At 34.1% G+C, this 12,627-nt stretch carries 12 protein-coding genes and 1 pseudogene; 11 read left to right on the plus strand and 2 right to left on the minus strand.

What is annotated here, in order from left to right:
* The 7 genes from cyaB (at position 1) to E5Z56_RS10030 (ending at position 8,345) form a co-directional block, all read left to right on the plus strand.
* On the plus strand, positions 1 to 558 hold the full coding sequence (gene cyaB / locus E5Z56_RS10000) for a class IV adenylate cyclase (protein WP_138157660.1): 558 nt from the start codon (positions 1 to 3) through the stop codon (positions 556 to 558).
* A gap of 208 nt (positions 559 to 766) precedes the next feature.
* A complete protein-coding gene (locus E5Z56_RS10005; protein WP_138157661.1) occupies positions 767 to 1,474 on the plus strand; it encodes a JAB domain-containing protein in 708 nt (235 codons plus the stop codon).
* Positions 1,475 to 1,479: 5 nt separating this feature from the next.
* Positions 1,480 to 3,438 (plus strand): excinuclease ABC subunit UvrB, encoded by a 1,959-nt coding sequence (gene uvrB, locus E5Z56_RS10010; protein WP_138157662.1) that lies wholly within the window; start codon positions 1,480 to 1,482, stop codon positions 3,436 to 3,438.
* Positions 3,439 to 5,424, plus strand: coding sequence for a DNA gyrase/topoisomerase IV subunit B (locus tag E5Z56_RS10015; protein WP_138157663.1), 1,986 nt, complete (start codon positions 3,439 to 3,441; stop codon positions 5,422 to 5,424). It abuts the gene before it with no gap.
* Positions 5,425 to 5,438: 14 nt separating this feature from the next.
* Complete coding sequence (locus E5Z56_RS10020; protein WP_138157664.1) at positions 5,439 to 7,679, plus strand: DNA gyrase subunit A; 2,241 nt, start codon at positions 5,439 to 5,441, stop codon at positions 7,677 to 7,679.
* A gap of 91 nt (positions 7,680 to 7,770) precedes the next feature.
* Positions 7,771 to 8,016 carry a preprotein translocase subunit SecG gene (secG, locus tag E5Z56_RS10025; RefSeq protein WP_138157665.1) on the plus strand — a complete coding sequence of 82 codons (246 nt, stop codon included), beginning with the start codon at positions 7,771 to 7,773 and terminating at the stop codon, positions 8,014 to 8,016.
* 74 nt (positions 8,017 to 8,090) lie between these two features.
* A complete protein-coding gene (locus E5Z56_RS10030; RefSeq protein ID WP_138157666.1) occupies positions 8,091 to 8,345 on the plus strand; it encodes a pro-sigmaK processing inhibitor BofA family protein in 255 nt (84 codons plus the stop codon).
* Here the strand turns inward: E5Z56_RS10030 and E5Z56_RS10035 are convergent.
* A complete protein-coding gene (locus E5Z56_RS10035) occupies positions 8,340 to 8,930 on the minus strand; it encodes a DUF4364 family protein (protein WP_175405456.1) in 591 nt (196 codons plus the stop codon). The two genes, E5Z56_RS10030 and E5Z56_RS10035, sit on opposite strands and share 6 nt — an antisense overlap.
* Before the next feature lie 128 nt (positions 8,931 to 9,058).
* Here E5Z56_RS10035 and E5Z56_RS10040 point away from each other — a divergent pair, with 128 nt between their 5' ends.
* Both E5Z56_RS10040 and E5Z56_RS10045 read left to right on the plus strand, forming a co-directional pair.
* Positions 9,059 to 9,493, plus strand: coding sequence for an NfeD family protein (locus tag E5Z56_RS10040; RefSeq protein WP_138157668.1), 435 nt, complete (start codon positions 9,059 to 9,061; stop codon positions 9,491 to 9,493).
* 3 nt (positions 9,494 to 9,496) lie between these two features.
* Complete coding sequence (locus E5Z56_RS10045) at positions 9,497 to 10,405, plus strand: SPFH domain-containing protein (RefSeq protein WP_138157669.1); 909 nt, start codon at positions 9,497 to 9,499, stop codon at positions 10,403 to 10,405.
* Here E5Z56_RS10045 and E5Z56_RS12235 read toward each other — a convergent pair.
* Positions 10,393 to 10,464, minus strand: a pseudogene (locus tag E5Z56_RS12235) (hypothetical protein); the annotation flags it as partial. The gene E5Z56_RS10045 and the pseudogene E5Z56_RS12235 overlap by 13 nt on opposite strands.
* Before the next feature lie 205 nt (positions 10,465 to 10,669).
* Between E5Z56_RS12235 and purE the strand changes: the two are divergent.
* Complete coding sequence (gene purE / locus E5Z56_RS10055; RefSeq protein WP_022506249.1) at positions 10,670 to 11,167, plus strand: 5-(carboxyamino)imidazole ribonucleotide mutase; 498 nt, start codon at positions 10,670 to 10,672, stop codon at positions 11,165 to 11,167.
* Positions 11,164 to 12,618, plus strand: coding sequence for an amidophosphoribosyltransferase (purF, locus tag E5Z56_RS10060; protein ID WP_232842437.1), 1,455 nt, complete (start codon positions 11,164 to 11,166; stop codon positions 12,616 to 12,618). Before purE ends, purF begins: the two co-directional genes overlap by 4 nt.
* Positions 12,619 to 12,627 lie beyond the last annotated feature (9 nt).

Below are 12,627 nucleotides of genomic sequence, written 5' to 3' on the forward strand. Positions count from 1 at the left end.
ATGAGTATTGAAGTTGAATTAAAAGTAAAAATTCTTAATAAAGAAGAAATTATTAATAAATTAGAAAATCTAAATTTCATAAAGTCAAGTTTAGTTGTAGAAACCGACACTTACTTTACTTCATCATATCATGACTTTATTTCACTTGATGAGGCATTAAGAATAAGAAATGTACTTAATAAATCTACAAATGAAACTAATTCGGTGATTACATATAAAGGTGCAAAGCTAGACAATATTTCTATGTCAAGAAAAGAACTTGAAACTGAAATTAAAGACTCTAATATTGTTAAAGAAATTTTAGAAAATATAGGCTTTACAGCAGTACCACCACTTATAAAGGAAAGACAGTACCTAAAAAATAACAATGTAACTGCTTGTGTAGATACTGTTAAGGGTTTAGGTGATTATTTAGAATTAGAAATTATAGTGGAAAATAATTCTGAAAAAGAAAAATCATTAGAAGTATTAGAAAGCCTATTGTTAAAACTAGGCTACTCAATGAAAAACACAATCAATACTTCATATTTGTCAATGTTAATGAATATAAGTGAATAAATCATAAATGCCATAATTCCTTATTTAAGGTTTTATGGCTTATTTTTTAATTTAATTTGTGCAAAAATCCCCTAAAAATATAGAAAATTATTTAATAAATCATAAATTTAAGATTACAGTTGTGTAATTATAATTGACCTATCACAATATGTTGTGATACATTATTATGATGTAGAATATTGTGAGAAATTATGCTTTGGTGATTCATATGGCAAATGAAAATGTACACGCAAACCATCGTTCCAGAATGAAGAAAAAGTTTCTTGATGCCGGTACTTTGGAAATTTTTGAACAATACGAACAACTTGAAATGCTACTTTACTATGCTTGTCCAAGAAAAGATACTAACGGTATTGCACATAAACTGTTAAATAAGTTTGGTTCTTTTTCTGCTCTTTGTGACTCTCCAATCAACACTATTATGGAGTGTGGAGTAAGTGAGCATACTGCAATACTTATCAAGATGATTCCTGAGTTTACTCGTATTTACATTAGCGATAAACACAACAATGCAAATAAAATTATTGATTTGGAACATTTAGGAGATTATTTTTTACCTAAGTATATTGGCAAGGATTCTGAAGAAGTATATTTATTGTTGATGGATTCTAAGGGTAAAGAACTTTTCTTTGGCAGTGTAGCAAGAGGTTCTTTCACAAGTTCAGAAATGCCTGTTCGTAAAATTGTTGAACTTGTTATGAATTATAATGCCCATACAGCAGTAGTTGCCCATAATCACCCAAGTGGTGTGGCATTTCCATCAAAGGAAGATATAATTATCACAAAAAATTTAATTACTACCCTTGACTTAATAGGTTCACACTTAATTGACCATATTATAGTTGCAGATAATGATTTTATTTCACTTGCCGAAAGTGAACTGACAGGTAGTATTTTTTACTTAAAGGATGATTGAGTTTTATGGATTTTAAACTTAAATCTGAATATAAACCAACAGGTGACCAGCCACAAGCTATTGATACATTAGTAAAGAGTATCGAAAACGGCAACAAAGAACAAACACTTTTAGGTGTAACAGGTTCAGGTAAAACTTTCACAATGGCTAATGTTATTGAAAAGGTAAACAGACCTACTTTGATTTTAGCCCATAACAAAACTTTAGCAGCTCAGTTATGCTCAGAGTTTAAAGAATTTTTTCCTGATAATGCAGTAGAATATTTTGTATCCTACTATGACTACTACCAACCGGAAGCCTATGTGCCATCAACCGATACTTATATTGAAAAGGACAGTAGCATTAATGACGAAATCGACAAACTCCGACATAGTGCAACCTTAGCTCTATCCGAAAGACGAGATGTTATTATTGTTGCTTCAGTTTCCTGTATTTATAGCTTAGGTAACCCTATTGATTACCGTAATATGGTTATTTCCCTTAGACCGGGAATGGAAAAACCAATGGAAGAACTTGTTGCAAAGTTAGTTGAACTGCAATATGAGAGAAATGACATTAACTTTACAAGAAATAAATTTAGAGTAAAGGGTGACACAATAGAAATTTTTCCGGCAGCATCTTCTGACTATATTATTAGAGTAGAATATTTTGGTGATGAAATTGATAGAATATCCGAAATTAACCCACTAACAGGTGAACTGAATTCTATTCTAAAGCATGTTGCAATTTACCCTGCATCTCACTACATTGTTCCTAAAGAAAAGATGGAACCGGCTATTGCCAGAATAGAAAAGGAACTTGATGAAAGACTTGAATATTTCAGAAGTGAGGGTAAACTTCTAGAGGCTCAACGACTTGAACAACGAACAAGATACGATATTGAAATGCTACAAGAAATCGGATTTTGTACCGGTATCGAAAACTACACAAGTGTTTTAGCCGGTTTAGAAAAAGGTACTGCACCATTTACTTTGTTAGATTATTTTCCAAAGGACTTTCTGCTTTTTGTTGATGAAAGCCATGTTACTTTACCTCAGGTTAGAGGTATGTATGGTGGTAACCTTTCAAGAAAGAAAAGTCTTATTGATTATGGCTTTAGATTACCGTCAGCATATGACAACCGTCCTTTAAATTTTGATGAATTTTATGATAGAATAAATCAAGTCTGCTTTGTTTCAGCAACACCGGGCGACTTAGAACTTGAAAAGAGCAGTGTTGTTGCAGAACAAATTATCCGTCCAACAGGCCTACTTGACCCTGAAATTGATGTAAGACCAACAGAGGGTCAGCTAGATGACTTGATTTCTGAGATAAATATTAGAACAGAAAAGAATGAAAGAACTCTAGTTACTACCTTAACCAAGAAAATGGCTGAGGACTTAACTGATTACTTTGAACAAATGGATATTAGGGTGCGATATATGCACCATGATATAGATACTGTTGAAAGAATGGAAATTATTAGGGACTTGCGTTTAGGTGAGTTTGATGTACTTGTTGGTATCAACCTACTTCGTGAAGGACTTGATATTCCGGAAGTTTCTTTAGTCGCAATCCTAGATGCTGATAAGGAAGGTTTCCTTCGTTCAGAAAGAAGTCTGATTCAGACAATAGGTAGAGCAGCAAGAAACAGTGAAGGTAAGGTTATTATGTATGCCGATACAGTAACACCTTCTATGGAGTCAGCAATAAGAGAAACTACCCGTAGAAGAGAAATTCAGCAACAGTATAACAAAGACCACAACATTACACCTAAAACTATCAAGAAAAAGGTTGCAGATGTTCTGGAAATCAGTACCCGTAAGGAAGAAAAAGACTTTAACAGTAAAAAGCTAACTAAGGGTGAAAAGAAGAAACTTATCGAGCAGTTAACAAAAGAAATGAAAGCAGCAGCAAAGTTGCTTGAATTTGAACATGCTGCATATATTAGAGATAAAATCAATAAATTGAAGGGAGAAGATTAAGTGGCAAAGAAAAAGACACAAGAATACGGAAATGACAGTATAAGTTCTTTAAAAGGTGCCGATAGAGTACGAAAAAGACCTGCTGTTATTTTTGGTTCTGATGGTATAGAGGGCTGTTGCCATTCAGTCTTTGAGATACTTTCTAACTCCATAGATGAAGCTAGAGAAGGCTATGGTAACGAAATAATAGTTACAAAGTTTGCAGATGGCTCAATTCAGATTGAGGACCATGGTAGAGGTATTCCTGTTGATTACAACAAGAATGAAGAAAGATATAACTGGGAACTAGTATTTTGTGAACTGTATGCCGGTGGTAAATACAACAACAATGACGGCGAAAACTATGAGTTTTCTCTAGGTCTAAACGGCTTAGGTCTTTGTTCAACTCAGTATTCATCAGAATATATGGATGTAAATATCCGTAGAGACGGACAGAAATTTACCCTTCATTTTGAAAAAGGTGAAAATGTAGGTGGACTTCATAAAGAAAAATATGACAAGAAGGACACCGGCACAATCATCAAGTGGAAACCTGATTTAGAGGTTTTCACAGATATAAATATTACTGCTGACTATTTCCTGGATGTAATGAAGAAACAGTCAATTGTAAATGCAGGTGTAAACTTTGTTTTCAGAAACCAAGTAAACGGTAAGTTTGAAGTAACAGAGTTTAAGTATGAAAACGGTATCACTGACTATGTAAATGAAGTAGTAGGTGAACAAGGCCTTTCTACAACTCAAACTTGGTCAACAGAACAAAAGGTTCGTGATAGAAAGGATAAACCTGAATATAAATGTAAAATGACAATTGCAGTTGCATTTTCAAACAAGGTTTCTATGCACGAATATTACCACAACTCAAGCTATCTGGAATATGGTGGTGCACCTGAAAAGGCTGTTAAAAATGCTTTTGTATATCAGATTGACCAATGGTTAAAGAATAACGGTAAATATACTAAGAACGAAAAGAAAATTACTTTTGAAGATGTAGAAGATTGTCTTGTAATTGTAATTTCAAGTTTCTCCAGTATGACTTCCTATGAAAACCAAACTAAAAAGGCTATTACAAATAAAGGTATCCAGGATGCAATGGTAGAATTCTTGCGTCATGAACTTGAAATCTACTTTATCGAAACACCACTTGAAGCAGAGAAAATCTGTAATCAGGTTCTTATTAATAAGAGAAGTAGAGAGGATGCCGAAAAAACAAGAGTTAGAATTAAGAAGAATTTAACAAGTTCTCTTGATATGACAAACAGAGTAGCAAAGTTTGTTGATTGCAGAAGTAAGGATAATTCCGAAAGAGAATTATTCATAGTGGAAGGTGACTCAGCTTTAGGTGCTTGTAAACAGGCAAGAGACCCTAACTTCCAAGCAATTATGCCTATTAGAGGTAAAATACTTAACTGCCTAAAAGCAGATTTAAATAAAATTTTCAAAAGCGACATTATTACCGACTTGCTAAAAGTTCTTGGCTGTGGTGTTGAAGTTAAGTCAAAGGCAAATAAGGACTTAGCTACTTTTGATATGAATTTACTAAGATGGAAACGAATTATTTTCTGTACCGATGCCGATGTTGACGGTTTCCAGATTAGAACACTTTTACTTACTATGGTGTACAGACTTACACCAACACTAATTGAAGAAGGCAAGGTATTTATAGCAGAATCACCTCTTTACGAAATTACAACAAAGAAAAAGGTTTATTTTGCTTATACCGAGGCAGAAAAAGAAAAGTATATTAAAGAAATCGGCAAAGAAAAGTTTACTGTTCAGCGTAGTAAAGGTCTTGGTGAAAACGAACCTGAAATGATGAACTTAACTACAATGAACCCTGCAACCAGAAGACTTATCAAGGTTATGCCTGATGATGTTAAACGTACAGCAGAAATGTTTGATATTCTACTTGGTGACAATTTACAAGGCAGAAAAGACTATATTGTAAACCATGGTGCTGAATATGTAGATAACTTAGATTTAAGTTAAGGAGGTGAGTTACTGTGGCAAGAAAGAAGAAAGAGCCAAAAGCTCCTCAATTACCTAAGATTGACGGTGTAATTGACGGTGCAGGTGAAGTAGTAGAGCAAAAAATTGCTTCAACTATTGAAGAAAACTATATGCCTTATGCTATGAGTGTTATTATGTCCAGAGCAATTCCTGAAATTGACGGATTTAAACCATCTCATAGAAAGCTACTTTACACAATGTACAAAATGGGACTTTTAACCGGTAAGAGAACAAAGTCAGCCAATATTGTTGGTGCAACAATGAAACTTAATCCTCATGGTGACTCAGCTATCTATGATACAATGGTTAGACTGTCAAGAGGTTATGAAGCACTTTTACATCCATATGTTGACTCAAAGGGTAACTTCGGTAAGTTTTACAGTAGAGATATGGCATGGGCTGCATCAAGATATACTGAGGCAAAACTTGACCCAATCTGTAATGAACTTTTTAAGGATATTGATAAAGATACAGTTGACTTTGTGGATAACTATGATAATACAATGAAAGAGCCTTCACTTTTACCGGCAACTTTCCCATCTGTACTTGTTAATGCAAATACAGGTATTGCCGTAGGTATGGCGTCTAACATTTGTTCATTTAACTTGCGTGAAGTTTGTGAAACTACAGCAGCACTTATTAGAGATAAAGACCATGACATTATGTCAACATTACCTGCACCTGACTTTATAGGTGGTGGACAGATTATCTATGACGAAAGTGCTATTAAGAAGATTTATGAAACCGGTCGTGGTGGTATCAAGGTTAGAGCAAAGTATCAGTATGATAAAGCAAATAACTGTATTGATATTTTCTCAATTCCACCATCAACTTCTTGTGAAGTAATTATTGAAAAAATTATTGATTTGTCTAAGCAAGGCAAAGTAAAAGAAGTTGCCGATATTCGTGATGAAACAGGTCTTGACGGTCTAAAAATCACAATCGACCTAAAGCGTGGTACTGACCCTGAAAAGCTAATGATGAAGTTATTTAAACTTACAACATTACAAGATAGTTTTAGTTGTAACTTTAATGTTCTGATTGCCGGTGTACCAAGAGTAATGGGTGTCAGAGAACTTCTTAACGAATGGATAGCATTTAGAGTTGAATGTGTAAGAAGAAGAACATATTTTGATTTAAACAAAAAGCAAGAGAAACTTCATCTTCTAAAAGGTCTAAAGGCAATTTTACTTGATATTGATAAAGCAGTAAAAATTGTCAGAGAAACTGAAGAAGAAAGTGAAGTTGTACCTAACTTAATGATAGGCTTTGGTATTGATGAAACTCAGGCTGAATATGTTGCAGAAATTAAGCTAAGACATTTAAATAAAGAATATATCCTTAAGAGAATTGAAGAAATCGAAAGTCTTGAAAAGGATATTGCAGAGCTGGAGGCAATCCTCGCAAGTAAGCAAAGAGTAAAGACTATTATAGTTAAGGAACTTAAGAATGTTGCCGATAAATACGGCAAAGACAGAGTTTCCGAATTACTATATAATGTTGATGAAAGTAATGAGTCATATGTTGAAGAAGTACCGGATTATCCGGTAAACCTATTCTTTAGTAAAGAGGGTTATTTTAAGAAAATTACTCCTCAGTCACTTCGTATGAGCAGTGAACAAAAGCTAAAGGAAGGGGATATGATGATTCAGCATTATGAGTCAACCAATACTGCTGAACTTTTATTCTTCACTAATAAGTGTCAAGTTTATAAGAGTAAAGCCTCTGACTTTGATGATACAAAGGCTAGTGTACTGGGGGATTATGTACCGGCTAAACTTCAAATGGATGAGGGAGAAGTCCCACTAAAAATGTTTGTTACAAAGGACTACAACGGTATGTTTGTATTTGCATTTGAAAATGGTAAACTTGCAAAAGTGCCTATGAATGCTTATTATACAAAGACAAACCGTAAGAAACTTGTTAGTGCTTATTCCGATAAGTCACCACTTTCTGATGTAATGTGGCTTGATGAAGATAAAGAATTAATGTTAACCTCATCAGGTGGCAGAGTTCTGCTTATCCATACAGGTGTAATAAACTTAAAGAATACTAAGAATACTCAAGGTGTCGCTGTAATGCGAATGAAAAAAGGTCAGTACCTTGAAAAACTAGAAGAATATACCGATGGTTTATTCTCAAAACCATCACGATACAGAACCAAAACACTACCTGCTTTAGGTGCATTTCTAACTGAAGAAGATAGTGGCAACGAACAACTTTCTATTTTATAAAGTTTAAATAGAAAATAATACTTGATTTTTAAATGGTTTTGTGTTATTATTTACTAAAAGACTGATTAATTCTAATGAAAGGTGAATTGAAATGGGCGTAGTTAGTTATATCCTTGGTGCATTACTTATTCTATTTTGCGTACTAATTATCCTAGTTGTTGTTCTACAGGAAGGCAACCAGCAGGGTCTAGGTGTTATCACCGGTGCAGCTGATTCTTTCTTCTCTAAGAACAAAGCAAGAAGTTGGGATTCTTTCCTAGCAAGATGGACAAAGGTATTCGCAGCAGGTTTCGTAGTATTTGTTATCGTTCTTGATATTATTGCTAACTTTAAGTAATAAGCGAGTAATACAATGCATATAATTTACCGATGGACAAGTTCCATCGGTATTTTTTATTTTGTGGTGATTTTATGGACTATTATCTACTTTCTATGCTTGTTATTATCTTAATTATTCTTGCTGTTTTACATAAATTAGGCAAAAATAAAAAGCCCTTATTAAGGGCTTTTGGTAGTATGATTATAGGTCTTTCTGCACTGTTTTTAGTAAATGTAACCTCGGTAATAACTCAGGTACATATACCTATAAGTATGTTTACTGTTGGAGTGTCAGCAGGTGGGGGAGTTCCGGCAGTAGCACTTTTACTTTTCCTAAATTTGTTATGACAACATTTCTAGGTCTTTTAGTGTGTCGGTTAATAAATCCTTCTGTTTTGACAATACTGAAATTGTAGTCTTATATAGCAACTCCGGATTTTTCCTAAAGTTTTTCTTAACTAACTTTGCTTGTTCATAGTCCGGAACATAAAATTCAAGAGAAAGAATAGTCAGCCCCTCACTGGTGATAGAGCATTTTACATTGTATCCTCTTTCATTTTTAACAATTTCAACCTTGTTTTCTCTTTCAGTTTTTTCTTCTTCAAGTAACATCATTACACAGTGAAAGGCTTTTTCCTTTACTGTATAAGCCAAGGAATCCTCAAGCTGAGTGGCAATCATCATACCGTCTTCGGTAAGAATGTACTTGTTGTTGTCATTAACAGTAATATGTCTGTTTTTAACTAAATCATCAAAACAAGCACTAGCCTCAAAGTAATTAGCAAGTCCATCTTTTTGTAGTGACTCCAAAATCAATTCTTTGCTAACCGGAGCTTTTACAGACTTAATTAAATAACAAATCAGTATTCTAATTTCATTCTTACTTCTCATTCCACCGGGATTAATTCCTTCATCAAATGTATCAAAGGACATAGAGTCACCTTCTTCCATAAGTTCTAAAATTATTATAACACAAAATATATGAAATGTGTAGTGTTTTTTATTGACTAGACTATTTCACTTGTGATATAATTTTCTAAGAGGAGGTTGTCAATTTGGAAATGATGCCTTATATATGGTTTGGTATAGCACTTTTTATGGCTATTATTGAGGGTGTAACTTATCAACTTGTGTCTATATGGTTTGTTTTGGGAGCAGTTGTTTCTGCAATAGTTTCAATTTTTGTACCGGAAAATATTTGGTTACAAATAATTCTGTTTATAGTTATTTCAGTAGCAACCTTAATTGCTACAAAACCTATTGTAAAGAAAATCACAAGAACCAAGAAATTACCCACAAATTCCGATAGATATATTGGAATGAAAGGTGTAGTAAAAGAAGAAATTAATAACACCCTAGGTGTAGGACTTGTAAACCTAAAAGGCTCTGTGTGGTCTGCTACAAGTGATGACGGTTCAGTAATTCCTACAGATAGTGTAGTTATAGTAAAGGATATTAAAGGTGTAAAACTGATTGTTTCACCGGTAAAGGAGTAAATTATGGATCCAATCGTAAAGCTAGTGATTATTGCAGCAATTATTATTGCAATAATTATCGTAATCGTAAAAAATATCAAAATCGTACCTCAAGCTCACGCTTATGTTATTGAAAGACTTGGTACTTACCAAACAACATGGAACACAGGTTTACACTTAAAAGTACCATTTGTTGACCGTATTGCTAAGAAACTTTCACTAAAAGAACAGGTTGTAGATTTCCCACCACAACCGGTTATCACAAAAGATAATGTTACTATGCAGATTGATACAGTAGTTTATTTTGCTATTACTGACCCTAAGCTATATACTTATGGTGTTGAAAGACCACTATCAGCTATTGAAAATCTAACTGCTACAACTTTAAGAAATATTATTGGTGATCTGGAACTTGATGCAACTCTAACTTCAAGAGATACTATCAATGACAAAATCCGTACAATTCTTGATACTGCAACAGACCCTTGGGGTATTCGTGTAATCAGAGTTGAACTAAAGAATATTCTTCCACCAAAAGAAATTCAGGATGCAATGGAAAAGCAGATGAAAGCTGAAAGAGAAAGAAGAGCGAAAATTCTTGAAGCTGAAGGTGAGAAGAAGAGCCAAATCCTAAAGGCAGAAGGTCTAAAGGAATCAACAATCCTAAAAGCTGATGCTATCAAGGAATCAAAGGTTAGAGAGGCTCAGGGTGAAGCTGAAGCTATTATGCTTGTTCAAAAGGCTCAAGCAGACGCACTAAAACTTCTAAATGAAGCAAAGCCAATTGAAGAAGTACTACAGTTAAAGAGTTACGAAACATTCCAGAAAGTTGCCGATGGTCAGTCAACTAAGATTATTATTCCATCAGATATTAAGCCACTTGCAACTGCTGCAACTGCTATTAAGGAAATTATCTCTAACGATAATAAATAATTACCTGAGCTACCTGTTTTAGGTAGCTCATTTTTTATATTTATAGTTTGTTCATACATAATTATACATTAAGATACATTATTCTACTTGATTAGTATATGATTTATATTGAAAATTACAGAATGTAGTATCCTACTGTCAAAAAATAGCCTATATCTATTGAATTTAATTTGATTTTTGGGTATAATTAAAAGGTAAAATTATGTAGCTAATAAAAATACATTTGTTTTTACTAGCTGATTTTTGTAACGAAAGGTGATCATTATGAAAAAAGTTGCAATTATTATGGGTTCTGATAGCGATTTTCCAATTGTTTCAAAAGCTATTAAACAGTTGAAAGATTACGAAGTTCCTTTTGAAGTTCATGTTATGTCAGCTCACAGAACACCTGACGAAGCATCTGAATTTGCTAAGAATGCAATCAAGAATGGCTTTGGTGTTATTATTGCTGCTGCCGGTATGGCTGCTCATTTAGGTGGTGTTCTTGCTGCTAATACAACACTTCCTGTTATCGGTATCCCTTGTAAAGGTCCTTGTTTTGACGGTATGGACGCTTTACTTGCTACAGTTATGATGCCAACAGGTATTCCTGTTGCTACTGTTGCTGTTAACGGTGCTGCAAATGCTGCAATTCTTGCAATCCAAATGTTAGCACTATCAGATGAAACTTTAGCACAGAAGTTAGTTGATAACCGAAAGAAAATGGCTGAAACAGTTGTTTCTAAGGATAAAGATATTCAGAGTAAGGTTGATGAAATTTGAAAAATAATTCCCTAGATTTTTATAATGAAAAAGTTCACGAAGAATGTGGTGTGTTTGGTATCTATAAGATGGATGATGAAGTAGATGTTGCTTCAATCTCAAGAGATGCCCTTTATGCACTTCAACATCGTGGTCAAGAAAGTGCCGGTATTGCAGTAAACAATGATGGTAATTTTAAGTCAATTAAAGATGTTGGTATGGTTTCCGAAGTACTGACTAATCAAGCTATGGAAGAACTGGGTACTGACGGTAAGATTGCTATTGCCCATGTTAGATACACTCCATATCAAGCACTTGACAGAGCTGGTTCTCAGCCACTTGTTATTAGATATATTCAAGGTTCACTTGCAATTTGTCATAATGGTTCAATTACTAATTTTGCTGAAATTAGAAAGAATCTTGAAGAAGGTGGAGCTATTTTCCAGTCTTTCTCAAATGCAGAACTTATTGCTTATGTTATTGCAACAGAAAGAGTAAATAGCGAAACTATTGAAGATGCAGTTAAAAATGCTTGTAACAAAATTGAAGGTGCTTATTCATTTGTTCTTACTTCACCAAGTAAGCTAATTGCAGTAAGAGACCCTTATGGTTTCCGTCCATTATGTGTAGGTAAACTAGGCCAAAGCTATGTTGTATCTTCCGAGAGTTGTGCATTTGACTCAATCGGTGCACAGTTTATTCGTCATGTAAAGCCTGGTGAAATGGTTGTTATTGACGAAGACGGTTTCCATTCATATATGATTGAAAAGCCTAAGAAGTCTGCTTTATGCGTATTTGAATATGTTTATATTGCCAGACCTGACAGTATCCTTGATTGTGGTCCTGTTCACGCAGTAAGAAAAGAATTCGGTAAGGAACTTGCAAGGGACTTCCCTGTAGATGCTGACCTTGTTTGTGGTGTTCCTGACTCAGGTAATGAAGCTGCCCAAGGTTATGCCGAAGAATCCGGTATTCCTTATAGTGCAGTTTTTGTTAAAAATAAATATATAGGTCGTAACCTTTCTTCAATGAAAAATACTAAGAAAGAACGACTACTGATGATGCGACTAAATGTTCTAAAGCATAAAGTAAGAGGCAAGAAAGTTGTTATTATTGATGACTCAATTGTCCATGGTAGCACAGCCAGTCACATTGTTAAATTACTTAGAGAGGCAGGTGCTGCTGAAGTTCATATGAGAATTTCTTCACCACCACTAAAATATTCTTGTTATTATGGTTCAGATTTACATACTGAAAAGAATATGATTGCCAACCTAATGACAGTTGAAGAACTACAGAATTTTGTAGGTTCAGATTCACTGGGTTTCTTAAGCATTGAAAGCCTAAGAAAAATCTCTAACGAAAACGGTATTTCTGTTTGTGATGCTTGTTTCACAGGTAATTACACAGGACCGGTACCAAAAGAAAACTATGTTGATAAATTCAGCAAGAAAATAAAACTTTCCAAATAAGAGGTGTAT

It is taken from the genome of Ruminococcus bovis (assembly GCF_005601135.1).
In the GTDB taxonomy this organism is placed as follows: domain Bacteria; phylum Bacillota; class Clostridia; order Oscillospirales; family Acutalibacteraceae; genus Ruminococcoides; species Ruminococcoides bovis.